Origin of the sequence: Lysinibacillus macroides (genome assembly GCF_001281525.1) — a bacterium.
Taxonomy (GTDB): domain Bacteria; phylum Bacillota; class Bacilli; order Bacillales_A; family Planococcaceae; genus Lysinibacillus; species Lysinibacillus macroides.
The window spans coordinates 523,506-549,901 of sequence record NZ_LGCI01000005.1 but is presented as its reverse complement, the minus strand read 5'-3'; the positions used below and the strand labels follow the sequence as shown (position 1 = coordinate 549,901).

At 37.6% G+C, this 26,396-nt stretch carries 22 protein-coding genes; 3 read left to right on the top strand and 19 right to left on the bottom strand.

Annotation, left to right across the window (positions count from 1 at the left end; translation table 11 throughout):
• Positions 1-3 precede the first annotated feature (3 nt).
• The 8 genes from ADM90_RS05485 to ADM90_RS05450 all read right to left on the bottom strand — a co-directional run bounded on the left by ADM90_RS05485 (position 4) and on the right by ADM90_RS05450 (position 8,288).
• The gene (locus ADM90_RS05485; protein ID WP_235473426.1) at positions 4-1,347 is read right to left on the bottom strand and encodes a sensor histidine kinase; all 1,344 of its coding nucleotides are present in this window, start codon (positions 1,345-1,347) and stop codon (positions 4-6) included.
• Positions 1,348-1,366: 19 nt separating this feature from the next.
• Positions 1,367-2,125 (bottom strand): SDR family NAD(P)-dependent oxidoreductase, encoded by a 759-nt coding sequence (locus ADM90_RS05480; protein WP_053994023.1) that lies wholly within the window; start codon positions 2,123-2,125, stop codon positions 1,367-1,369.
• Positions 2,126-2,146: 21 nt separating this feature from the next.
• A complete protein-coding gene (locus ADM90_RS05475) occupies positions 2,147-2,893 on the bottom strand; it encodes an SDR family NAD(P)-dependent oxidoreductase (RefSeq protein WP_053994022.1) in 747 nt (248 codons plus the stop codon).
• Positions 2,894-2,907: 14 nt separating this feature from the next.
• Entirely contained in the window at positions 2,908-3,906 is a 999-nt protein-coding gene (locus tag ADM90_RS05470) for an ABC transporter permease (RefSeq protein ID WP_053994021.1), read from the bottom strand.
• The gene (locus tag ADM90_RS05465; RefSeq protein WP_053994020.1) at positions 3,903-5,429 is read right to left on the bottom strand and encodes a sugar ABC transporter ATP-binding protein; all 1,527 of its coding nucleotides are present in this window, start codon (positions 5,427-5,429) and stop codon (positions 3,903-3,905) included. The genes ADM90_RS05470 and ADM90_RS05465 overlap by 4 nt, the downstream gene beginning before the upstream one ends.
• An 87-nt stretch (positions 5,430-5,516) precedes the next feature.
• The gene (locus tag ADM90_RS05460; RefSeq protein WP_053994019.1) at positions 5,517-6,530 is read right to left on the bottom strand and encodes a sugar ABC transporter substrate-binding protein; all 1,014 of its coding nucleotides are present in this window, start codon (positions 6,528-6,530) and stop codon (positions 5,517-5,519) included.
• Positions 6,531-6,541: 11 nt separating this feature from the next.
• Positions 6,542-7,402 (bottom strand): nitrilase-related carbon-nitrogen hydrolase, encoded by an 861-nt coding sequence (locus ADM90_RS05455; protein ID WP_053994018.1) that lies wholly within the window; start codon positions 7,400-7,402, stop codon positions 6,542-6,544.
• A 31-nt stretch (positions 7,403-7,433) separates the two neighbouring features.
• Positions 7,434-8,288 (bottom strand): polysaccharide deacetylase family protein, encoded by an 855-nt coding sequence (locus tag ADM90_RS05450; protein WP_053994017.1) that lies wholly within the window; start codon positions 8,286-8,288, stop codon positions 7,434-7,436.
• 374 nt (positions 8,289-8,662) lie between these two features.
• Between ADM90_RS05450 and comX the strand changes: the two genes are divergently transcribed.
• From comX to ADM90_RS05435, 3 genes are all read left to right on the top strand, one after another.
• The gene (comX, locus tag ADM90_RS05445) at positions 8,663-8,821 is read left to right on the top strand and encodes a competence pheromone ComX (RefSeq protein WP_053994016.1); all 159 of its coding nucleotides are present in this window, start codon (positions 8,663-8,665) and stop codon (positions 8,819-8,821) included.
• Positions 8,812-11,082: a sensor histidine kinase gene (locus ADM90_RS05440; protein WP_083448463.1), complete on the top strand. Its 2,271-nt coding sequence runs from the start codon at positions 8,812-8,814 to the stop codon at positions 11,080-11,082. The genes comX and ADM90_RS05440 overlap by 10 nt, the downstream gene beginning before the upstream one ends.
• Positions 11,083-11,586: 504 nt before the next feature.
• Entirely contained in the window at positions 11,587-12,711 is a 1,125-nt protein-coding gene (locus ADM90_RS05435; RefSeq protein ID WP_053994015.1) for an IS4 family transposase, read from the top strand.
• 412 nt (positions 12,712-13,123) lie between these two features.
• On the opposite strand, the gene ADM90_RS05430 is transcribed toward ADM90_RS05435, so the two are convergent.
• From ADM90_RS05430 to miaB, 11 genes are all read right to left on the bottom strand, one after another.
• A complete protein-coding gene (locus tag ADM90_RS05430; protein WP_053994014.1) occupies positions 13,124-13,426 on the bottom strand; it encodes a rhodanese-like domain-containing protein in 303 nt (100 codons plus the stop codon).
• A gap of 98 nt (positions 13,427-13,524) precedes the next feature.
• On the bottom strand, positions 13,525-13,755 hold the full coding sequence (hfq, locus tag ADM90_RS05425) for an RNA chaperone Hfq (RefSeq protein ID WP_053994013.1): 231 nt from the start codon (positions 13,753-13,755) through the stop codon (positions 13,525-13,527).
• A 111-nt stretch (positions 13,756-13,866) separates the two neighbouring features.
• Entirely contained in the window at positions 13,867-14,769 is a 903-nt protein-coding gene (miaA, locus tag ADM90_RS05420) for a tRNA (adenosine(37)-N6)-dimethylallyltransferase MiaA (protein ID WP_053994012.1), read from the bottom strand.
• Positions 14,756-15,673 (bottom strand): alpha/beta fold hydrolase, encoded by a 918-nt coding sequence (locus tag ADM90_RS05415; RefSeq protein ID WP_053994011.1) that lies wholly within the window; start codon positions 15,671-15,673, stop codon positions 14,756-14,758. Before ADM90_RS05415 ends, miaA begins: the two co-directional genes overlap by 14 nt.
• A 3-nt stretch (positions 15,674-15,676) precedes the next feature.
• Positions 15,677-17,323, bottom strand: coding sequence for a glycerol-3-phosphate dehydrogenase/oxidase (locus ADM90_RS05410; protein WP_053994010.1), 1,647 nt, complete (start codon positions 17,321-17,323; stop codon positions 15,677-15,679).
• A gap of 18 nt (positions 17,324-17,341) precedes the next feature.
• Positions 17,342-18,835, bottom strand: a complete 1,494-nt coding sequence (gene glpK / locus ADM90_RS05405; protein ID WP_053994009.1) for a glycerol kinase GlpK — start codon at positions 18,833-18,835, stop codon at positions 17,342-17,344.
• 18 nt (positions 18,836-18,853) lie between these two features.
• The gene (gene mutL / locus ADM90_RS05400) at positions 18,854-20,698 is read right to left on the bottom strand and encodes a DNA mismatch repair endonuclease MutL (protein WP_053994008.1); all 1,845 of its coding nucleotides are present in this window, start codon (positions 20,696-20,698) and stop codon (positions 18,854-18,856) included.
• A gap of 15 nt (positions 20,699-20,713) precedes the next feature.
• Positions 20,714-23,284 (bottom strand): DNA mismatch repair protein MutS, encoded by a 2,571-nt coding sequence (gene mutS, locus ADM90_RS05395; RefSeq protein ID WP_053994007.1) that lies wholly within the window; start codon positions 23,282-23,284, stop codon positions 20,714-20,716.
• 128 nt (positions 23,285-23,412) lie between these two features.
• Positions 23,413-24,066, bottom strand: a complete 654-nt coding sequence (cotE, locus tag ADM90_RS05390) for an outer spore coat protein CotE (protein ID WP_235473325.1) — start codon at positions 24,064-24,066, stop codon at positions 23,413-23,415.
• Between the two features lie 122 nt (positions 24,067-24,188).
• Positions 24,189-24,626, bottom strand: a complete 438-nt coding sequence (locus tag ADM90_RS05385) for a YlbF/YmcA family competence regulator (RefSeq protein ID WP_053994006.1) — start codon at positions 24,624-24,626, stop codon at positions 24,189-24,191.
• Positions 24,627-26,171, bottom strand: coding sequence for a tRNA (N6-isopentenyl adenosine(37)-C2)-methylthiotransferase MiaB (gene miaB, locus ADM90_RS05380; RefSeq protein ID WP_053994005.1), 1,545 nt, complete (start codon positions 26,169-26,171; stop codon positions 24,627-24,629).
• Positions 26,172-26,396: the final 225 nt, after the last annotated feature.

The window sequence follows — 26,396 nt, the reverse complement described above, 5'->3', positions numbered from 1 at the left end:
ACATTATTTCTTATATGGTAACAGAATTCTCGACACAAAATATTGTTGCTCATTGACTAGCACCGTTACACCATATGCTTCTCCATATTTTATCTTTAAACGTCTATTTACATTTTTTAAACCAATGCTGCCCTCATGATTTTCTTCATTTATTTTGTCATTTAGCATCGCTATTTTAGCCATATCCTTATATTCGCTCTTATTATAAGTTTCAATTATTACATCATTCTTTTTTCGATAAATTCTGATATTTATTGATAGAGACTCTTTATGGCTGTAACCATGCTTAAAAATATTTTCTACAATTGGCTGTAGTGTAAATTTTAAAATAGCATTTTGTAATAAATCGTTTTCTTCTATTTGAATGTCAAATACTAAATAAGAAACTCTTATTTTCATAATATTAATGTATTCTTCAATAATCTCTAGCTCTTTTTCAATGGTTGTTTCATTTTCGCTGTTGCCCGTATTATATCTAAAAAGCTTTGCTAGTCCAACGCTCAATGTAGAGATTTCCTCAACCTCATGAATCATGGCTAACTGATTAATATTGTCTAAAGTATTGTAAAGAAAATGCGGATTAATTTGGCTTTGTAAATTATTCAATTGCGCTTCATAGTTTTCTCGAACATAGCCTTTTTCCTTTTCTACCATATAAGCAATGGTTTGGTTTAATTCTTGATTGGCAATATCCAACTCATCATTAATCCAAGCGGGCTTCTTCTCTTTATCTTCAAAATGATAAACTGATTTTCTATAAGATGTTATACGCTCAATAAGCATTTGCAAAGTTGTGCTAATTTTATTGGAATATAAAAAAGTAATGATGGTTAGCAGTAAGGTGGAGGCAATTGCAAAAGCCATTAAATCCTCCTTTTTATTATTCACCTCTTTAAAAATGGAATCAGACGTAGCAATGACAACATAGTAACAATTATTAAAGGAATCAAATGAATACATTAGAATTCGTTCTACATTCAAATAATCAATTTTATAGTAATTGGTTTTCTGAGGCTCCAATTTACGAAAATACTCCTCATGCGCTGATATATGGGAATTCGTGCTGAATTTTATATCCTTTTGCTCTGTTAATAAAAGAAAATCAGAGTAGCTGCCCCAAATTGAATTTAACACTTCATGATATACTTTTGTGCTTGCTTGATTACTTTCAAAAGACGAATTAAAATAATGAATCTTTTTTAATACCTCTAGTCTTGTTTCTATTAAAAGCTTCTTTTGATACTCGCCAACATTATTTATATAAATTATGGTCATTATAAAATAGGGCAAAATAAATACAACAAGGGTAAGAATAAGATATTTATATTTTAACGATAAATACATCATTCCCACCCTTTCTAGCTCCTTAGCAATGTTCCTCTTCCCAGATCGACTGCCCGCTTGATACACCACCATCAATGACAATTTCACTACCCGTAATATAGGAGGCATCCTCGCTCCCTAGATAATAGACTAATGACGCAATTTCCTCTGGACGTCCCAATCTTTTTAATGGTACATACTTTGCCTGATCCTGTGGCGTCTTATTTGATTTTTGTGCTGCATATTCAATCATTTGTGTTTGAATATATCCTGGATGAATGGAATTCACTCTAATATAAGGTGCAAATTCCATCGCTGCGTTTTTTGTAAGTGTTCGTATGGCACCTTTAGTGGCCCCGTATATTCCTAAGCCTTTTGCACCAAAAAAGGCGGCATTGGAAGATGCATTAATAATCGAGCCATTTTCCTGTTTATACATAATAGGTGCAATATATTTTAATGCTAAAAAGCTGCCCTTAACATTAATATCAAACATAGCCTGATACTCTTTTTCTGTAGTTGTAGCAATATCATTCATGACAAATATCCCAGCGTTATTAAACAATACATCAATTTCATAGTCTTTGTCATGTATATATCTTTGTAATGATTTCCAATTATCCCCATTTGTAACATCTAATTCTATAAAATCAACCTGAGCACCATAAATATCACTTAGCTTGCCACCTTCTTCTTCATTAATATCACATGCCAGGATATGAAAGCCCTCCTGATAAAATTTATCGAGAGTCGCTCTGCCAATACCAGCAGTAGCTCCTGTAATTAAAATACGCTTCGTCATAAATACCTCCATTACTAATCTTTATTTCGCAATCCAACCACCATCAATCACTAGCTCACAGCCTGTTACAAACTTTGCCTCATCACTCGCTAAATATAAAACACCATAGGCTACATCTTTAGGCTTTCCAAGCAATGGCAATGGCGTTACTTCCTTCATCCATCTCGCTTTTTCGTTATCTTCAAAAAGATCTCGTGTCATTTCCGTTTCAATCATGCCAGGATGCACAGAATTCACGCGTATATTGTATTCTGCTAAATCCATTGCCGCTGCCTTTGTTAAGCTTCTGACAGCTCCCTTTGAGGCATGATAGGAAACATAGCCCTTTTCACCAATAATTCCATAGACAGAAGAGATATTAATAATACTTCCTGCTCGCTGCTTCATCATATGCTCAGCACATTTTCGAACGCCTAAAAAAGTACCTGTCGCATTAATGGTCATAACCTTATTCCAGCCCTCTAAATCCTCCTGTATAACTGAGCTTCTTGAGGGAATGCCCGCATTATTTACTAAAATATCTAAACGTCCAAACAATTGGATGACCTTTTGGATAACGCTATCCCACTCTGTCTCAGAAGATACATCATGCTTATGCACAAAAAGATGATCATTTCCCATGTGCCGCTTCTTTAAAAGCTCCAATGCCTCTCCATTAATATCTGTAGCAACGACTTTCGCCCCCTCTTGTAAAAACAATTCAGCCTCTGCCAGTCCCTGTCCATTTCCAGCACCTGTAATGATTGCTACTTTATTGTGTAAGCGCATTTTATTCATCCTCTCTATTTCTGAATTTTCGAGCGACCATAAAAATCAATCATAACAGCAACAATAATAATGGCACCTTTAAAAATTGATTGCCAATAAGTACTGATGGATAGACTATCAAAAACATTTGAAATCATGATTAGAATACTTCCACCAATAAATGTTCGCCAAATTGCCCCCTGCCCACCTGAAAGGGAGGTACCGCCAATAACGACAGCAGCTATTACATCCAAAACAATTGATTCCCCTATATTTGCCTGCCCCTGTGCAAGTCGAGAAGATAAAATAATACCGCTCATAGATGCACATAGACCACAGATGATATAGGTGCTGATGATTAGTCGATTGGTCTTCAATCCTGCTAATCTACTAGCCTCATTGTTACCTCCTACAGCATATAGTGCCTTGCCATATAGCGTGTAAGAGAGAATGGTCCCTAGTGTAATAAAAATAACAGCTAGAATAATAACTGAAACGGGAATTGGTCCAATATAATGCGAACCGAAAAACTTATAGGCTGGGTCCTTCACAAAAAATGGCTGTGCCTTCGAATATACTAATGCAAAGCCAGTGAAAATAGAGCCTGTTCCCAGTGTTGCTACAAAGGGAGGTACTTTCAAATAAGTAATTAACACACCATTTAACAAGCCTGCAATAAGACCAACTGATAAACCGACTAGTACAGCTACAAAAATAGACGTGCTATCAACTAAGCTTGCAGCGACAACAGCCGTTGCAGCGTATAATCCTCCAATGGACATATCTAAGCCGCCAGTGATCATCACATAGGTCATTCCAGCAGCCATGATGCCAATAATGGCTAATTGACTTAGCATATTTAATATATTAGTGGGATTTAAAAACCCATTGTAAACAATCGATGAAATAATAATTAGCACAACAAATGCGAAAATTACGCCATACCTAAACCCAAAATTTTTAATATTAACAAAATTCAGACTTCTATTTCTGGAAGAAGTCAAATTCTGCTCTTCAGATAGTTTGTTCATCATGTTTGGTGACTCCCTTCCAAGAATGTTGCTTCAACGATTTTATTGACACGAATGTCCTTGCCCTTTAATTCACTAACAATTTCTCCTTTAGAAATAACAAGTACACGATTGCTAACAGCAACAACCTCTTCTAGCTCAGAGGAAATAATAATGATACTCATACCTTGCATCGCTAACTCCTTTAATTTACGTAATACATCTAATTTAACGCCAACATCAATCCCTCTAGTAGGTTCATCAACTATTAAAACCTTAGGATGAACACTTGTAACCTTCGACAATAAAACCTTCTGCTGATTGCCACCCGATAAATTTTTAACAATAGAGTTAATCGGTCGTGTGAGCTTAAATTCCTGTATATATTGTTGTGCAAGCTTTTTTGATTTTTTAGTAGATAAAAAGCCGTAGGAACCAATACGTTTTAAATCAATTAGATTAATATTTTCATGTACTTCAAAGCCTAAATGAAGACCTGTTTTTTTCCGATCCTCTGGAGCTAATACAATTCCATTGTCAATTGCTTGTCTTGGTGTAGAAGGGATTTTAATGCACTGTCCTTGTATTTTAAGTGTTCCTCTACAATTTTCTCCTAGCCCATAAAGCGTGTTGGCAATTGCACTTCTGCCTGAGCCCACCAAGCCACCCAAGCCTAAAATTTCTCCCCGCTTTAATGTAAAGGATATATTTTTTAAAAAGTGGAAGCTCTCCAAATTTTCAACCTCTAATATAATCTCCTCTGAAGGAATTTGATGAGGATACTCCTGCATTAAAATTTCTTTAAAATCACTGTCAATTTCCTCACCAAGCATGGCATGCACAATTTTTTGCTTTGTCCATCCCTCTATGCTGCTATGCTCTGTCACTACACCATTCTTTAATACCGTAAATGAATCACAGATTTTCATGATTTCATCCAGATGATGACTAACATAAAGGATGGTGATGCCTCTTTTTTTCAATTCCATTAAAGCCTCTAATAAAGCCTCTCTCTCATTCTGTGCTAAAGAAGAAGTAGGCTCATCCAAAATTAATATTTTGGAATCTAAATTTAAACATCTCATAATTTCAAGAATCTGCTGATCGGCTACAGATAAATCAATGGCATAAGAATTTGGTGAAATACGGGTATTTAGAAGTTTGCTCAATTCATAAAATCGTTCTAACCGTTTTTTCCGATTGACCAAAATAGACTTACCTTCCTTAAAGCCAAGAAATACATTATCTAAGGCAGTCATGTTCGGTATGATGGTTAATTCCTGAAATATTGTAGCAATGCCAGCCTCTCTCGAACTATGAGGATCGCCATAATGTAATTCATTTTGATCAATAAAAATATTACCTTCTGTAGGCTTAATTCTGCCTGAAAGCATGCCAATAAGCGTTGATTTGCCTGAGCCATTTTGCCCAATAAAAGCGTGGCAATGGCCTTTTGATATTGTAATATTAATACTCTGATTAGCAAAAAATTCACCATATTTTTTTGTTAGATTAGTGATGTTGATAATGGGTGTTGCCTTTGTCATAGAATCACTCCCCTTCTGATAGAGCAAGCACACAAGATGATTGAAAAGGTCCCGTGAACTTGCCTATATTTTTACAATGACTTCCATCTAATATTCGGGTAACCCTTTTGTTTCAAAATCTGCGATATTATTTTTATTTACATAAGGTGTGCCTGGTAAGATTTCCTCTTGCGTTAAATCATAGAATGATTGATAATCTTTCCCTTCAAAATGATTTTTAATCGCTTCCATTCCTCTTTGTACCTCTTCTTTTGGAAGCATAATAACGGTTTGTTCAATATCACCATTTCTGACGGCTTCAAAGGACCACTCATCTCCGCCAAAATCATAAATTTTCACTTTTCCTTTTTTACCTGCAGCATTCACAGCCTCTACAACCCCTGCTGACATACCTGAATAGTTTGAAAAGATAACCTTCAAGTCAGGATGTGCCTGCAATGCGTTTTGTGTTATTTGGAACGCTTGATTTGCCGTGTAATCTGTTGAATATGGGCCAATGATTTCCCATTTATCATTATTAGCTATTTCAAGCTCCATGCCCTTTATATTATTTAAATAGGGTGTACCAGTGGATGGACCACCAATAATAGCAATTTTCCCACCATCTGGATTGTTTGCGACAATATCCTTGTAAATATCCTGATAGACATTCACACCTTGTCCACCGACAAACGTAAGTGTTCCCTCAGCAGCATCATCCACTGCTCCGCACAATTCAATATTGATGGCTGAAACAGCAATATTTGCTGGGAGAACTGAGCTTTGAACCATATCACATAGCTGATTGCCATCCACCGCTTCAATTAAAAAGGCATCAAACTTATTTTGTGCTACAGCATTCTGAAGCTGGTTAAGCTGGTTAAGTGGATCAAAGCCGCCATCAAATATTTCAATTTTCCAGCCGTATTCCTTTGCGACCTTTTCAGCCTCTTTAATGCCTGTTTGTAAATAATTATTACTAGCTCCTGCAGAGAAAAAGGCAATCGTTTTCTGATCATCAGAGGATTGCTTATCATCCGAGCTGCCTGAATCATCCGTACTACTACATGCTGCCAAAATGATCGTAAAAACGAATAAACAAACTGTTAACCATTTCTTCATAAAAACACCTCTTACTTATTATATTTTTGATATATATCATTTCTTCGTTTTCTATCATGGAAAGTAGTAGCGACACCACTTTTTCTTTTGTCATATAACGCATCTATTTCTAGTATAGAGGTAATAACCTCAAAATCGCTTGTAGTACATTCTTCCATTATTCCGTTAGGTGTCCATGGAAGCTCACAGGGCGATAAATTAGCAGAATTGCCAAAGCCCGTTTCGATGACGCCATCCACTTCTCCGATAATAGGGGAATGAATAACGTATAGCTGATTTTCAATACATCTTGCTTCAGCACAATGACGAACTCGCCAAAAACCATGCTCAGTAAATGTATAGGAAGGACAGAAAATAATGTCCGCTCCTTGTCTACTATAAATTGTTGCTATTTCAGGTATTTCAATTTCATAGCAAATAGCTACACCAATTCTTACTGGCCCAATATCAAATGTTTCAAGGGTATCTCCTTCTTTTGTATCCCAATCGGATTCTGCTGGGAAAATATGTGTTTTTCTATGCTTAGCATAATTCCCTTTTCCATCAAAAATATAGGCTGTATTATAAGTATGGGGTCCTTCCTGCTCAAGCGTAGAGCCAGCAATAATAATTTGTTTTCTAGCTTTAGATAACGTATTGAATAGCTCAATATAATCATTTAAAAAATTAGTAAGCTTACGATTATCTTGACTTGTGAATGTGTGATAATCGTTATAAGTTGTGAGTAAGCCAATCGTTACGAGCTCTGGGAATAAAACATAATCACTATCTAAAGGAATATCTTTAAAAATACGGTGGATTGTATTAGCAAAATCCTCAAAGGATGAATAGCTTTCAAATTTAAATTGTACATTCGAAACCTTTACTTGCATGGATATATTTCCTCCTTTTTTGTCCGATCATTTAATTTGCGCTTTCCTCGTATGCTGAGCAAATATTTTCAAGCGTTGTAAACCAAGCTCCCTTCTCTTCCATATATCGAATTAGCCTTTCCAGCATTTGAATATTATGTGCTCGTCCTATTGTTTGAGGATGAACAGTTAAAATATAGCAGGCCCCCTTTTCATGCTCGACTGCATAATCGAAAATAGATTTCCAGCGCTCATATACTTCTACGTTTGAGCGAAGGCCCTCTCCCCCTCCAATCACATATTCTTGGGTTGGGAAATCATCTAAATACCATGAAACGGGAATTTCAATAATGTGACTTGGAGCGCCAAACGTGTTGCCATTGTCAAAATCGACATTTACTTCTCTTGGTCGATATGGATGTAAATCATTCCCCATTAAACTACTATCATATTTAAAATTATATTTTTCTAATAGCTTTAATGTATTTGGACTATAATCCCATGCTGGGGAACGATAACCCACTGGCTCAACCCCAACTCGTTTTAAAGCCTCTAAACCCTTTAACATAATGGATTCCTCTTGCTCATAGCTCATATCTGTTGGATTTTCATGGGCATAGCCGTGATGACATATTTCGTGTCCAGCTCTAATAATGTCTTTAACTGTCTTTGTGTGTGTATCTACCGTATGTCCTGGAATACAAAATGTTGTGGTAATATTATATTTCTCAAATAAATTTAGTAACCTTGGCACACCGACCTCAGCTCCAAACTCTCCTCTTGCTAAATAGGCTGGAGATGTTTGACCAAACGTGCCATACCATACAGATGCTGCATCAAAATCTACACCAATGTTTACTGCGACTTTCTTTCCCTCAGGAATTCTCACTTTCCCAGTACTTTGCATGTTCATTCCTCCTTCATTTCATTACAACAAAAATATACATAATTCTGATTATTTTTAAAAATGCAAAAAATTAAAAAGCAGCTATTTTTTAAATAAACACAAAAAATAGCTGCTTTTTACTTCAATTTTCTCATTATATTAAAAAATATTAAAGTTCTCTTAAAAATAAAATAGTTCTTTAAAATGAAAAATATATAAGAAGAAATATAGTGAATTTTGGAGTTTTTTGGAATTTACAGAAAATAATGTTGAATTATTGGGAATAGATAGTATAATAAAAATATAGTTTCAAATATGGTTAATAATTCCTTTGTTTTAGAGATTTAGTAGCTAATAGTTGTGACTATAAAAAACTAGAAGAATGGGGAGATTTTATGATTAACATGATTCAATATTTAGAGCAAAATCCAGCATTAGTGACATTGTTAAAAGAAAAAAAGGCTTCTCTAATTGGTTTGACAGCACTAGAGCAAAAGGCAATTTTGGATTCGTTTAATGAAGATTTAGGCGTTGACAATCGTTTGTGGAATTAAAATCAACTAATAAATGGTTTTGGCTTACTATAAGTGTATATTTAATAATAGGGCTATATCTATTATTTATCATTTATAGTAAGCCTTTTATTAATATAGAAGTTAAAGAAGAAAATGGCGCTTGGATAATAACGAATCCCTATTATAAAGAGTGGGCAGTAAAACATCAAATATCACCTGGAGATATCGTATTAAATATAAATGGGAAAAATGTAGATGAAATTGCTACTATTAAGTATGATTTAGTGATTCGTACTGCAAATGAATTGACTTTAATGAAGTCTGATGGCAATTCAATCAACATAAATATTAAATCCTTTGATATCATCCAACTGTTTTATTCTGTTTTTCTTGTCCCAACAATTTTTTACTTATTATCATTAATAATTTCTATATACTTATATTTAAAACCTAAAAATACCATTTTAATTAATTTATTAATATTATTTATTTTAACTGTTTCTCTAGCCTACTTAAGTATTGGCGCTTCAGGAGTATTAAATATCTTTGGAATTATAGTAAATCGCGGTAGTATGCTACTTTGCCTAGTGCTTTTATTACATTTTTTAAAAGAATACTTTGACTTTTTGAATACTAGATGGTTATTTATAAAAAACATTAAAATCTTTTATGTACTTCCGCTAATTGTAATAGGTTTGAGTATTTTTGGTATTATTGCCAATAGTATACATTATGCAGTATCTAATATTATTTTAGGTTTATTTTTCTTATTACTCGTAATTATTCTGAGTATAATGGTGATTAGTTATATTAAATACAAAGTACCACAATTAAAAATATTGTTAGGTAGTATTATTATCCCTTTTATACCATTCCTTTTTCTTTATGCGTTACCAAAAATTTTTTTCCATAATTTTTTATTGTCAGCCGATATATGTTCAATATTCCTAATGTTCATCCCTTTTAGCTTTATTTTCACACAGCTTACTGAACGGATCTTTGATATGGAGTATTATATTTCGAGGTTACGCTATTATTCTTATTTTTCCTTTATCTTTGCCCTTTGGCTATTACTAGGGCTTTATTTTTTAACGGGCCTATCGTTGGCCCGCCTCACAGAGATTTTCCTTTTTACCTTTCTTTCGTTAATGGCACTGTTTTATATAAAGGAGCGGCTGGATTATCATAAGCGCAAGATTCTATTCTCGACCAAAGATGACTATATTCATCATCTGCATACTACTATCGATAGTATTGGTAGAGTGGTGAAAATTGAAGATTTGTTGGCACGATTTGCTCAGGAAGTGGCGCTACAGCTTGAGGTAGAACATGTTTCTGTGCTTACCTACGATTTTCACACTCATCAGGTTATCTTGAACAATCCATCCAAGGAATATATGGAGCACATTGATGAGGCATTGCTGGAACGATTAAGCTTAGGGGATATTCAAAAAACAGATTATTTTTACCTAGCCTTTATTCATCAGGATGCTCGCTTTAAACGAATTCTTGTCATCGACCATCGTCAAGCCATTTACCTGAAAGATGAGGAATTGCTCTGGCTTGAATTATTACTGTTATACTTAAATAATTTTATTGAAAATACCAAAATGATCGAGGAGCTTTTACAGCAGCTCAAGCATAAGAAAGCATCTGGTAATCAAGAATTATCATGGCTCAATAAATTACTATGGCTACGTTTTGAGGAAGAAAAATATCAATTGGCCCAAGAACTGCATGATACGATTTTACAGGAACAGCTTCATATCGCTAGAGAAATGGATGCGCTAGTACATTGGAAGGACGTAGAAATGATCCCGTCACAGCTTGAAAAGGTGCATGAACAGATGGTGATTTCCTTAAATGATTTAAGAGAGTATTGCGAGAGTTTAAAGCCGCCATTATTGGATACATTGGGATTAAATGCAGCACTAGAAAAGCTGATTCAAAAAATTCATAAACGTGTGGATTTTATGTTAATTTATACGACAGACCGTCTTTATTTAGAGGATGAACGTTTAAATTTAATGATTTATCGACTGTTCCAGGAGCTATTAAACAATGCGCTCAAACATGCGTATGCTGATACAGTGGATGTGCAGTTACTAAGCACAGAGAAAGGCTTTGAAATTCTTTATACAGATGATGGTGTAGGCTATAACGTGGATGATCTTATACGTACTGATTCGATGGGTATTCGTGGTATGCAGGAGCGCGTTCAAGCTTTTAATGGAAAATTCACACTAGATTCGAAAGTTGGTGAAGGGATGACTATTCGTATTCAAGTAAATGAAGTTTAATGCTCAAAATTAATTGTTATGCCCCCTTATAGATTCAATACTGAATCTATAAGGGGGCGACCAGTTCTTAAGCAGTAGTGTAATTAGACGCTACTGCTTTAATTTTTCCAATGTCCCTTTATGTGCAAAATCCAAAGCTCGCTCCCTTGCACTCAAAACCTCTGAAGAAATAATGTAGGCGTTTATAAAATTGCTCCAATTGTATTCTGAATTTCAATATTTTTCTTTTGTAATTAATATTCTCCCTCATTTTAAACATCTTTATTTTAGAAAGTTACAGAAAAACAGTGTAAAAACAAGAGGTTCATGATGCGTTTTTAAACGACTTTATTATCACTAATCACATTAGTAATTTTTATATATTTTAAACCACTAGCGTCGCATTAAAATAATTAAGCCTACTATTATAATTAGAATTTTCTGTAACTTATCAATCGCATAAAAAAAGCCTTTATAATGGTTTGGTGGTAGGTACCTATCCAAATCCAAAATAAAGGACATCGCATGGATAAGTTTACACGAAAAACATCATTTGAACAATGGTTTTCACCTATTTCGACTGACTTAGTTGAAGAACTGGTGAAAGCCTCCCGATTAAATTACTATACAAAGAAGCTTCATATGGCTTCATTTATGAGATTATTACTATTTGCACAACTCCACGAAACGGAGAGTTTGCGGGCATTAAGTGATTGTGTCTTTTCGGAAGAATTGCAGAACGCAACGAACCTCAATTCGATCAGTTTCTCTCAATTAGGTAGACGACTGAATCAAATTCCGACTGAGTTTTTTCAAACGATTTTTCTAGACTTAGTTGCACAAATTCATGAAAAGACAGATTTTCAAAATAGACGAAAAATGACGACTCCACCGAAAATCATTGATTCAAGCACTTTACCATTGAACCTGAATAATCATAGATGGGCAAAATTTCGTAAAACCAAATCTGGAATCAAACTTCATTTGCGCCTTGTCTTTATGGAAAAAGGTTGTTCCTATCCAGACAAAGCGGTGCTTACAAACGCGGTTGAACATGATCGCGGTCAGCTTGAAGTACTCGTTGATGACAAAGAATGCATGTATGTGTTTGACCGTGGCTATTTGGATTATGAACGGTTCGATCGCATGACAGATGAAGGCTACTTCTTCGTCTCTCGTTTGAGAAAAAATGCGGTTATACGCCTGATTGAACCATTTGAGTTAGCGGAAAATTCACCGGTTTTATCCGATGAAATGGTCGTCATCGGAACGACGCAAAATCGACCTGAGAATGTGTTTCGTTTGATAAAAGTACTGGATACAAAAGGAAACGAGTTACAATTACTCACGAATCGATTTGATTTAAGTGCAGATGAAATCGCTGAACTATACAAATCACGCTGGGCAATCGAATTGTTTTTCAAATGGATGAAACAACATTTGAATATCAAAAAGTTTTACGGGCAGAGCGAGCAAGCTGTGCATAACCAAGTTTACATCGCGATGATTGTATACTGTTTGAATGTACTGGCCCAGTTGAACACGAAAAGTAAGCGAACCTACTTACAAATTAGTCGGTATTTAAAAGCTGCTTTATGGAAATCCGCACACATTTGGTTACGCAAAATCCAAGAAAATAGCGTCCCATAAAGCTTTCTAGTCTCTGTTGCACTCGTCAAAGGTTATAGTAAAAAAATGGATGTTTACTACCTCGGTTTTAGTGTTTTCGATTTTTCATTAAAATCGGGAAAAACCAAAACTGAAAATTCAGACTTTGTTTATGCGACGCTAGTGATTTTAAACAGATAATTTGCGGATATTTTTGGAAGTCTGCGTAATATCGTTTCAAGCTTTAACAATTAATGGAGCTTTTTTCGCTGGATTGTTTACAATTTGTCATTCCCCTTCTTGTATCTATCATATCAGTTGTGCAATCGTGTATTTTTCTCTTCCTATCAAGCATAAGTCGCCTTCTATCTAGTAGTAAATATTATTCAATCCTGCACATATTTTACAAAACAAAAAGCCCTCGCATACTAACAGGAGGGCTTTAAAATCAATATTATTTAAACTCTAGCTCGCCATCATAAGCAAGCATGCCACCTTCTAGGTTTGTTACATCAAATCCTTGAGCTTCTAAATACGCACAGGCATTGGCAGAGCGTCCTCCTGCTTTACAAACAATAATATATGGCTTTGTTGCATCTAATTCTTCTAGGCGTTCAGGGATTGTAGCAAGGGCGATATGCTGTGCGCCAGGAATCATACCATGTACTACTTCATCGTCTTCACGCACATCAATAATATATAGATCCTCATTTGCATCTAATAGCTCTAATAATTGTGTTGTTTCCATTAATTTCATCGTTAATTATCCTCCAAAATATCAAATTCCTCTCTTATTATAGCCTGAAGCCTAAAAAACAGCTAGTGCGAAGAACCCACTAGCTGTTTCATAATCTTTTATCCTTCTGTCTCCAAAACTTCTACCTGCTTTGCTGGAACGAATGTAGAAATGGCATGCTTGTAGATAAGATGTTGCTTTTGTTCAGCATCCATTAATAAAACGGTAAAATTGTCATAGGATTTCACCGTTCCCTTTAGCTGAAATCCATTTAATAAAAAGACAGTTACAAAAATATTGTTTTTGCGTAGTTGATTTAAAAACGCATCTTGCAAATTAACTGATTTCATCCAATAGCCTCCCTGCTAACTTTCTACCTCTTCATTCCTATAGTAGCATGTTCTGCCAACTTATCAATTAGTAATTTAAGGAATTTTCTCGTTATAGAGAAAAACATTAGATTATAATTGCTCATTCACCGCAATAAAATATACGTCCATTTTATTGCGGAAATAGGTGAGCTGTCTTTTGGCATAACGGCGCGAGTTTTGTTTTAAGCTGTCAATGGCATCCTCTAGTGAGCATTTGCCATCTAAGTAATCATATAATTCCTTGTAGCCAATTGCTTGAATGGACTGCACACCTCGAATATTTTGCCGCCATAAGCCTTTTACTTCCTCTAAAAGTCCCTGCTCCATCATAATATCACCACGACGGTTAATACGCTCATATAGCATTTCGCGTGGCATATTTTGCCCTAACCCAATAATAACATGCTTATACAGCGGAACTTGTCCACGATTTTGCGCTTCAGCCGCCTTTGATACACCACTTAACTCTAACATTTCCAATGCTCGAATCACACGGCGTGTATTATTAGGGTGAATGGTTTCTGCTGTTTTTGGATCTAGCTTTTGGAGCTTATGATGCATTGCCTCTGGACCAAGTGCTGCTAGCTCATTATAGTAAGCTTTACGTGCCGCTTCATCTACCCGTTCCTCAGTAAATTGGAAATCATAAAGTACAGCTTGGATATATAAGCCTGAGCCGCCAACTATAATGGGTAGCTTCTGCCTAGCTTGAATTTCTGCAATTTTGTCCCGTACTAACCTTTGATAATCTGCCACAGAAAAAGCTTCCGTTGGCTCTAAAAAGCTAAGTAAATGATGGGGAATTCCCTCCATCTCCTGCTCTGTAATTTTAGCTGTACCAATATCTAGCCCTTTATAAATTTGCATGGCGTCACCATTAATAATTTCTCCATTATATTTTTTGGCTAATTCAATGCTTAAGGCTGTTTTACCAGAGGCAGTGGGGCCAACGATGGCTACCACTTCAGCCTGCTGTATTTTAGTTTGTATCATATTTTTCTAACCACCGTAATAAAACTTGGAAAACTGCTTGTTGATTATCTTCATTTAAAATTTCATGGCGTTTATTCTCAAATAAATAAACCGTTACGTCCTGTATCCCTGCTGCTGCGAATTGCTCAGCAACTGTATAAACACCTAAGCCTTGTTCACCAACAGGGTCCTTGCTACCGCTTATCAAAAGAATCGGCAAATCCTTTCTTGCTTTAGCAATTTCTTTTTTACGATTCAATGTTGTAAAGCCTGTTGTTAAATCAACGAAAAATTGATTAGTGGGAATAAAGCCACAATACGGATCGTCAATATATTTTTGAACCTCTTGCTGGACAGAAGTTAGCCAGTCGTAAGCCGTTTTTGGATTTGGGAATTGCCTATTAAAACTACCAAAGCTAAGCTGATTTAATAGCTGACTCTCTGTTTCTTTGCCAAGCCCTTTTGCTAATGCCCTAGCAAGAAGATTCCCCACCGCATGAAATGCTGTCACATTACCTGTTCCGCATAAAATCACTCTATCCGCTTCATCGCCATATAGTTGAATATAGCGTCTTGTAATAAATGATCCCATACTATGGCCAAAAAGTATTAATGGGACATCAGCAAATTGCTTGTGTAACAACGTAATAATTTCATGTACATCTTTTACAACGCGCTCAAAACCATTGTGTTCACCAAAAAAGCCTAAAGTGCCATTATAGGCAGCAGTTTCTCCATGCCCACGATGATCATGCATCGTCACAGCATAGCCTGCTGCAGTAAGTGTTTGTGCAAATTTAAGATAGCGTCCACTATGCTCTGCCATGCCATGTAAAATATGAATATGACCAATGCAGGGCGCTGTAGGCTGTAATGTGCGAGTAAAAATAAAATGTTTATCTGACATTTGAATATAACGTGTCATCCCTTACTCACTCTCTTTCGCAAAGTATATTGCATCCATAATTGCTTCATCTAGTTGTGCCATATAAATATTTTTTTGTGCCTCTGTATAATTTAAACGCTGCTGCATCACCTGTGCGACCTGCTGTTTATACAGTTTGACCGCCTCAATATCAAAATACAATAAGCCTGTACGACGAATAAAGAAGTCACTTGGTGTATAGACCATTTCCGCTTCAATACCATAGAGCAGCATCGCATGTAAGGCTAGAGGCATTGTGCTGCCATGTTCATGTAAATATTTTACACGGTCAAATAATGCATCGACATTTGTGCCATATTTTTGCACAAGCTGCTTTGCTTCATCATAGTTCAAGCCATATTGCACACCTTCTCGCGCTTTATAGGCAATATAGTCAGGGAAATTAATAGCATTGATGCCTTTTGCACCTGAAAGTGAAAGTTCACGTGTTAGACAAGGGCCTGCATGCTTATAACGACGAAGCTTCACAATTTTATCCACGATGGTTTCTGCCATTTGACGATAGCCTGTTAATTTCCCACCTGCAATGGTCATTAAACCACTTGAGGCTGTCCAAATTTCATCTTTTCTGGAGATTTCAGAGGGGTCTTTACCTTTTTCATAGATAAGTGGGCGTACACCTGCCCAAGTCGATTCAATTGTTTCTTTTGTAATCGTAGCCATCGGAAATACCCTTTTGGCTGCTTCTATTAAATAATCGACGTCTTTTGTCGTAGCAACAGGATGAAGTGGATCCCCCTCAAAAATCGTATCCGTTGTACCAATATATGTTTTGCCATCACGTGGAATAGCGAAAGCCATTCGTCCATCAGCAATATCAAAATAAACAGCCTGCTTTAATGGAAAATTCTTTTGACTAAGGACAATATGAACGCCCTTTGTTAGACGTAATTGCTTGTTATCTGTCACTTTATCCTTTTGTCGTACTTGATCTACCCAAGGTCCTGTTGCATTTACAATTTGTGCGGCATGTACATCAAGAATTCTGCCTGTTATATGATCCTTTACCTTAACCCCAACAAGTTTTTTCTTATCATAAATAAACGCTGTCATCTCAGCATAATTGACACACAGAGCCCCATACTCTACGGCTTTTTTCAATACTTCAATGGTAAGTCGTGCATCATCTGTACGGTATTCTACATAATAGCCGCCACCAATTAGTCCCTCTGGATTTAGTAAGGGCTCTAATGCCAGCGTTTCCTGAGCATCTAGCATTGTTCTGCGTTCATCCTTTTTAACACCAGCTAAACGGTCATAAACCTTTAATGCCAAAGATGTAGTAAGTGGGCCAAGTGAGCCCTTTTTATATAAGGGTAAGAGCATTTTTTCAGGTGTTGTAACATGAACAGCATTATCATATACAATCTCACGCTCGCGTCCTACTTCTGCCACTACGCTCACATCGAATTGCTTTAAATAGCGTAACCCTCCATGAATAAGCTTTGTTGAACGACTTGATGTACCAGCTGAAAAATCTTGCATCTCCATTAATGCCACAGATAGACCTCTCGATGCAGCATCCAGTGCAATTCCTGCTCCTGTTATGCCTCCACCTATAACGAGTACATCAAAACTATAGTGCTCTAAATAGTGTAAAATTTTAGGACGCTGCTCAAATGAAAACATACTTTTCTCCCCCAGTAACTATAATTTAAAAATTCGTGTGGCTTCCACAGCCTTTTGCCAGCCTGCATAAAGTACCATTGCTTGGTCTTCCTTCATTTGTGGTTGATAGGTTTGCCCGCTTGTCCAAAGTGCCGTTAGTGCTTCTTGATTTTGCCAGAATCCTGTAGCCAGTCCTGCTAAATAGGCTGCTCCTAGCGCTGTAGATTCATTAAGTTTCGCTAGCTCTACCTGGAGTTGCAAAATATCACTTTGGAATTGCATGAATAGGTCATTGCTGACAGCTCCACCATCTACACGTAATACTTCAATCGGCGTACCAGCTGCTTCCTCCATTGCATCCAATACATCCTTTGTTTGATAAGCTAATGATTCCAGTGTTGCTCGAATAAAATGTTCTTTCGAGGTTCCACGTGTTAAGCCAAAAATAGCACCACGAGCATCTGTATCCCAATACGGTGTGCCTAATCCAACAAATGCAGGTACAACATAGACACCATCCGTATGCTCCACTTTTTTCGCGTACGTTTCTGAATCCCCTGCACTACGAATCATACGTAGACCATCACGGAGCCATTGGATAGCTGAACCTGCTACAAAAACACTTCCCTCTAATGCATAGGTGACATTTCCATCTATTCCCCAAGCAATGGTTGTAAGCAAGCCATTGTCAGATTTTACTGCTTGCTGTCCAGTATTTAAGAGCATGAAGCAGCCAGTGCCATAGGTATTCTTAGCCATTCCCTTTGTAAAGCAAGTTTGCCCAAAAAGAGCTGCCTGCTGATCACCAGCAATACCTGCAATGGGGACTTTTTCGCCAAAGAAAATACTCGGTGCTGTTGCTGTATAAATTTCTGATGAATTTCTTACTTCAGGTAGCATGGACATGGGGATAGCTAATAGCTGGCAAAGCTCCTGGTCCCATTGCAATTCGTGAATATTATAAAGCATTGTGCGCGCTGCATTCGAATAATCGGTAATATGAGCCTGTCCTTTTGATAATCGCCAAACAATCCACGAATCAATCGTACCGAACAATAAATCACCCTTTTCAGCCTTTACACGTGCACCTTCCACATGATCTAAAATCCATTTAATTTTTGTCGCTGAAAAATAAGCATCTAGGCGCAATCCTGTCTTTTGTTGGAACAGTTCTTCATGACCCTGCTCTTTTAATTCATTGACAATATCCTGTGTTTGACGTGATTGCCAGACAATGGCGTTATAGATGGGCTGTCCTGTCTGTTTATCCCAGACCACGGTTGTTTCTCGTTGATTCGTAATACCAATCGCATGTACCTCGCTGGCTTCATGTCCGCTTTCTGTGAGCACGGCGGCAATCACAGCGAGAATGGAGCCCCAAATTTCATTGGCATTATGCTCTACCCAGCCAGCCTTTGGAAAAATCTGCTGAAATTCCTTTTGCGCAACATGGACAATTTCACCCTTATGATTAAATAAAATAGCTCTGGAGCTTGTTGTTCCTTGATCAATTGCTAAAATAAATTTCCCCATTGCTTCTCCCCCTTTGTACTACATCACTCGTTTGAACATTTTTTCTACTTCATAGGTTGTAAAATGAATCAGCACTGGACGGCCATGTGGGCATGTAAATGGATTCGCTGCCCTGCGTAAATCTCGCAGCAATGCCTCCATTTGCTCCTTTGTTAAATAATGATTCGCTTTAATCGATTTTTTACAGCTCATCATGATGGCTGCATCCTCACGTAGCTTTTTAACATCTGTCTTTTTCGTTGTAAGCACTTGTTCAATTAAATCCTCAATAATTTCTTGCTCCTCGCCTGTAGGAAACCAGCTTGGATGCTCACGTACCACAAAGGAGGACTGTCCAAATTCCTCTAAAAACACCCCTACAGCCTCCAATTCATGCTTATTTTCTCGTAAAATAAGGGCTTCATCAGCTGCATAGTGGAATGTAAGTGGCAGCAATAATGCCTGACGTTCATGCGGATTCACTTGACCAACCTTTTCACGGAAAAATTCGTATTTAATGCGCTCCTGTGCAGCATGTTGATCTATGAGATAAAACCCGTCCTCCATTTGTGCAACAATATAGGTGCCATGAATTTGCCCCACAACCTCAAGCTCTGGAAAAGGTTCTTTCGTGGTTGGTTGTTCTACATCTAGCACTTCTTCAACTGCTGCCGTCTCCTGCTGTAGCATTGGCTGCCAGCTATCCTCCATCACCGTAGCAATAGGCGCTGGCTCTATACTATTATCAAGTGCGGATTCCTTGACAGCTTGTACATCGTATAACTTTTCTACAATGACATTCATTTTGTCAACATCCATTTTAGGTGCTGGCTTCCATATATTTAATTGCTCAGTGGCAGGCTTTACAACCTTTTCTTTTTTCTCCATTTGTGGTACACGCATCACTGAACGGATTGCCCCTCTTATTGTTTCCCCAATTAATGTTAAAAGCTCCGGCTCCTTACTTAAACGGATTTGGTGTTTAGCAGGATGGACGTTCACATCTGTTAAATAGGGATCGCCCTCTATATAAAGAACAACAATTGGAAAGCGCTCAATGGGTAAATACGTATGGTAGGAATCCACAATGGTTTTTTGCACTAAATAATGCTTCACCCAACGGCCATTGACAAAAATGGTCATATAATTTTTCGAAGCGCGTGTTATCTCTGGTAACGACAAAAAGCCAGAAACTTTATAATCATGTGACTCGCCCTGGAAGGACACCATTTTCTTGGCATTGTGTACACCATAAATCGCAGCAAGCACTTGCTGCACATCGCCCCGTCCATTTGTTTGCAGCAATTGCTGACCGTTATGCAATAGCCGAAACGCAATTTGTGGATTGCCAAGGGCCAGACGGTTTATCAGGTCAATGGTATGTCCAAGCTCGGTTTGAATCGTTTTCATATATTTTAGGCGAGCAGGTGTGTTAAAAAATAACTGTGAGACGGTAATATCTGTTCCCTTGCGTAAAGGGCCAGGCTTATGTGTCATCATATGTCCACCCTCAAGCTCTACATATGTACCCGATTCACCATCAGATGTAATCACCGTCATTTTAGAAACGGAGGCAATGGAGGCTAGTGCCTCTCCACGAAAGCCGAGTGTACGAATGCGAAATAAATCATGCTCCTGATAAATTTTACTTGTAGCATGGCGAGAAAATGATTTTAAAGCATCCTCCTCATCCATCCCACTACCATTATCAATCACTTGAATAGAAGTAAGCCCCGCTTCTAGTAAAAAAACATCAATGGACGTACTACCAGCATCAATCGCATTTTCAACAAGCTCTTTGACAACAGAAGCTGGTCGTTCTACCACTTCCCCTGCTGCAATTTTATTGGAGAGCCACTCGTCCATAATTTGTATGTTTCCCACGCTCGTATCACTCCTTTATTTTTTAGCGTTGACTAATTCCTGCTGTAGCTCATATAAAATATTCATCGCCTGCATGGGTGAAGTGCCTAAAATATTGATCTTTTCTAATTTTTTTAGCACCTCTGCCTCAGCTGGTGAAAGAGGCTCCTCCTCTGCAAATAATGACATCTGTACAGGCTGCTCCGTTACTTGTTGCACTTCAGCCACTACCTCTTTACCTGCTTCAAAGTTTTCCAGTAAAACACGCGCCCTTGCTAAAATCTCCTCTGGCAATTGAGCAAGCTGTGCTACATGAATACCATAGGATTTATCAGCCGCACCCTTCTTCACCTTATGCAGGAAGACAACCATCCCATTTTTTTCAGTAGCAGAAACATGCACATTTTGCAGACGTGGCAAATCCTTTTCAAGTGCTGTTAATTCATGATAATGCGTGGAAAATAAAGTATTTGCGCCGATATTATGATGAATATATTCCATCATAGCCTGTGCAAGACTCATCCCATCATAAGTGGAAGTACCACGCCCTATTTCATCAAATAGCAGCAGACTGTTTTTCGTAGCATGGGTAATAGCATGCTGGGATTCAAGCATCTCCACCATAAAGGTTGATTGTCCTGCTGCTAAATCGTCCGCTGCGCCAATACGTGTAAAAATTTGATCGGTAATCGGCAGCTTCGCCCTTTCAGCAGGCACATAACAGCCCATCTGTGCCATCACAACAATTAAGGCTACCTGACGCATATAAGTACTTTTACCAGACATATTGGGCCCTGTAATAAGCATCATATTATGGGCTTCTTCGAGAACACAATCGTTTGGCACATACATTTGTTTATTTAACATTTTTTCCACTACAGGGTGCCGCCCCTCTATAATTTCAAGAGTACGTCCCTCGTGAAATTCGGGCTTTGTAAAACGATATTTTTCCGAAACACTTGCAAAGCTTAGTAATACATCTAATTCACTAATACTTGCTGCTAGCGCTTGTACACGTGGAATAAATGCCTTTAATGTATCACGAATTTCTACAAATAGGTTATATTCTAATGTTAGACTTTCTTCCTCTGCATTTAAAATTAATGCTTCCTTTTCTTTTAATTCCTGCGTAATATAACGCTCAGCATTTGCCAATGTTTGCTTACGCTCATAACGTGTTAAATCAGCCAAATGAATATTGGATTTTGTAATTTCAATGTAATAACCAAAAATACGGTTATAGCCAATTTTTAAATTTTTAATGCCTGTTTTTGCACGCTCCTCCTGCTCAAGCTGGGCAATCCAATCCTTGCCATTGCGAGCAGCATAACGCAGCTCGTCTAAGCGCTCATTATAGCCATCACGAATCACATCTCCCTCTTTAATGGTAATGGGTGGATTATCTGTAATGGCCCGTGCTAAGAATGCCTCAACATCTGCACAACTATCTAGTGCTGTGCCTAATCGTTGAAGTGTGTCCTTATCAGCGTCCAGTAGCTGCTGCTGAATCATCGGCACCTGTCGTAATGAGTCGCGTAGCTGTGCTAAATCACGCCCACCTACATTGCCAAAAGCCACACGACCAGCTAAACGCTCTAAATCATATACTTGTTTTAAAGAGGCCTGTAGCTCTGTTCTAACGAAATATTCCTCCAATAAATCTGTCACAATGGCTAGTCTCATTTCGATAGCTGAACGTGTAGCAAGCGGCTGATGTAGCCATTGCTTTAATTTACGTCCTCCCATTGCTGTCACCGTATCATCCAGTAGCCATAATAGTGTTCCCTTTTGATCCCCACCGCGAATGGATTGAATGAGCTCTAAATTGCGTTTGGAGCTGGAATCAATGTGTAAATAATTTTTGATTTCATGAAATGTGAATGCCTGAATATGTGATAAGGAACGCATCTGTGTTTTATCGATATACGCGAGCAATCGAAGACATGGAATTTGTAATGCTTGTGGTACAGCCTCTAAATAGCTTATCGCTTGCTCCAATGTCATTTCATCTTCTTCAATAGAAAGAACAATTCCCACATTCACCGCATGCTCAGCCAATAACAACTGCAAACTTTCTGTAACAATAAGCTCACAAATACCATACGCCTGCATTTGCATTAACAGCGCCTTGCCATCGCCTTTAATCGAAGAAGCCACTGCTTCACCTGTTGATAAATCCAAATAAGCATAGCCAAATGTCTGATCATCCAGTTGCTCGGCTGCTCCAATAAAATGATTAGATTTCCCTTCAAGCGCCTTGCCTTCCATAATGGTTCCTGGTGTAATCAGCTGAACAACTTCACGCTTGACCACCCCTTTTGCTTGTTTCGGGTCCTCTGTTTGCTCACAGATCGCCACTTTATAGCCCTTTTGCACAAGTGTTTCAATATAGTTTTTAGCCGAATGATGCGGCACGCCACACATAGGAATGCGCTCTTTCGCGCCTGCATCTCGGCTTGTTAATGTAATCTCTAAAATTTGCGAGGCATGAATGGCATCCTCAAAAAACATTTCATAAAAGTCGCCTAATCTAAAAAATAAAAAGGCATCTTTATAATCTTCTTTTACCTGTAGATACTGTTGCATCATTGGCGTATATATCGTCATCTTCAAAATCCCTCACTCTTGCCTAATAGATACTTTTATTATAACAAAAGATACATGCGAAACGCTTTTTTCACCTTTTTTTAAGATGCTAGCATTTCGCATGTATCAAAAAATGATGTTTGATAAACTTATCTTGGGCGTTCATCAGGAAACGATGACGACTCTAACACATACCTGCCTTCTCCATCAGAGCTTGAAGAGGAGCTTGAACTAGAGCTTGAAGAGGAGGATGATGAACTCTCATCTTTAAAGCTCCAATCTTCTTCATAGTCTAGTGGATGCACACTGATACAAATCGTTGTTTCACCCATTACCTCGACAATGACTTCACGCTCTACAACAATTTCAAATTTCGTACCACATGGAGAAATGATGGCTTCAATACAATTTGGCTCCTGAAGAACACGTACTCGTACATCATCACCAACACTAATTTCGCCTTCTCGATAATGCAGCTTTACTTTGTCTTTATAATGAACCGTTTCGGAAAATACAGCTGTCTTCGAGTGATTACTATAGGCATACCACACATTGACATCAAACTTTCCTGTTACCTCCACAAACTTGCCGACTTTTTTCGCGGAGCAAGTATGATTAATCACCCAGCATCCTAAAATACTTGTCGGTTTATTTGTCGGTGATAATGTAACACGCTCTTCCGTTCTTTTCTTCCCCTTGGCAACTACTGCTTTCGTCACGATTTGTCGTAAACGTTTCAGCGCAATTCCTCCTTCGACTCTTTTCACTTCATCATATGCAGGTAGCGCCCATTGGGTGAACATATATTTTTAGAGAATGAAATGTATTGTCCAAATCTTTTTCGCTATAACAAGAGAATGCTTTAATAGAAGAAGACATGAAAAAGCTCGAATGCTGTCATTCGAGCTTTGATTGCTAGGATTTATTAAGAGCAGCTACCTGGCTGAGAGTTAGCTACTTGTGAACCTGTCTCACCGCGCAGTACATCACCGCCTGTTGAACGAACAATTTCATTTGTTACATTATTGGCAATTGTATTCGATACAAGTTGCAATAAATCATTCACATCACCTTGTGATTCTTTAAATTGCTGCACAACAGGAATATCATTAATTTCCTCTTCGATTTTAGCAATTTTATCTTCAATCATTTTTAATGCTTTTTCTTTCCCTAAGTGTTGGAAATTAACCGCTTGTTTTTGTAAGCTTTTTAAACTGGCAATGCGTTCACGTACTTGTTGATTTTCATTAATTTGTGCTTCTGCCTTTTTAAAAAATTCAACCTCTGGCGTATTGGCAATCATATGTGCAATTTCATGTGATTTTTTAATTAAATCCTCTTTTGTATATAAAACTTGTGTCATTTACGCTTCCACCTTTTCATTTTTTACGACTTCCACAAATTCACCAGTAAGTGAATAAGATGTAGTCTCTGTTATTTTTACTTTTACTAATTGACCAATTACCTCTGCTGGTGCTTTAAAGTTAACTAAACGATTTTTCCGCGTATAGCCTGCTAGCACATCGTCGCGTCGTTTACTTGTACCTTCAACTAGTACTTCGACAATTTCACCATTTAAACGCTCTAATGCTTTACGTGAGTATTCACCCACCACTTCATTTAAACGTTGCAGACGCTCTTTTTTTACTTCTTCAGGGACATTATCAACCATTTTTGCAGCTGGTGTGCCTTCACGTGGAGAATAAATATACGTAAACGCTGCCTCAAAGCCGACTTCACGGTATAAAGACAATGTTTCCTCAAACTGCTCCTCTGTTTCATTTGGATAGCCAACAATAATATCCGTTGTTAATGTCACTTCAGGTATTGCGGCTTTGATCTTGTCCACTAATCCAAGGAAATGCTCGCGTGTATATTTACGCGCCATAATTTTTAGCACATCATTTGAGCCAGATTGCACTGGTAAATGAATATGCTCCACTAGGTTGCCCCGTTTTGCAAGCACTTCAATTAAATGATCATCGAAATCGCGCGGATGACTCGTTGTAAAACGAATCCGTGGAATATCAATCTTTCTTAATTCATCCATTAAATCGCCAAGACGATAATCGATATCCTCAAAATCCTTGCCGTAAGCGTTGACATTTTGGCCCAGCAACATAATTTCTTTGTAGCCTGCCGCTGCTAGCTCACGAACTTCAGCAATAATTTCCTCTGGACGGCGACTACGCTCTTTACCACGTGTATATGGAACGATACAATACGTACAGAATTTATCGCAGCCATACATAATATTCACCCAAGCCTTAATGGAGCCCAGACGTTTTTTCGGCAAGTTTTCAATAACATCGCCTTCTTTAGACCAAACCTCTATCACCATTTCCTTCGACATGTAGGCTTCTTTTAAAATATTTGGTAGACGGTGAATATTATGTGTACCAAACACCATATCTACATGCGGGTAGCTTCTTAAAATTTTATTAACAACGGATTCCTCTTGTGACATACAGCCACAAACACCAATCAGCATTTCTGGATTTTTACGTTTATATTTTAGCAGAAAGCCCAGCTCGCCAAATACTTTGTTTTCTGCATTTTCACGAATAGCACATGTATTCAGTAGCACTATATCTGCTTCTTCAATCTTATCTGTTGCTGTATAGCCAAGCTGCATAAAAATCCCAGCCATTACTTCTGTGTCATGTTCATTCATTTGACAGCCATACGTACGAATATAGAAGGTACGATCTTTGCCCATCCCTGTGAATTCTTCTGCTATACTAAAATCTTTGTGGTACTTGACCTCTTCTTTCCCACGCTTTTTAGCATCCTTTAACGAAGGCGCTGTAAAAACCTTCTCAAAATATTTACTATAATCCTTTTCAGGCTTGTCTTCTTTTTTTGGTTGATTGACTTGTTGATTAGCTAAGCGTTGTTCCTCATTCATCGCAATCAGGTAACTCCTTTCAAACGAAATCCATGCACTTGAATTTCCATTTTACTATTATACTGAATAGTTGCTATATCCTACAAGGTTTGTGCATGAAATGTCGTGTTTTCGACTTAAATTAGCAAGCTTGAGCATGGCTAGCTATCCGTCTATCGTTCAGTTCTATCCATTGCTATCCAGCCGTTTTGCCGCTCTATCCATCACTTCATATACAAAGAAAAT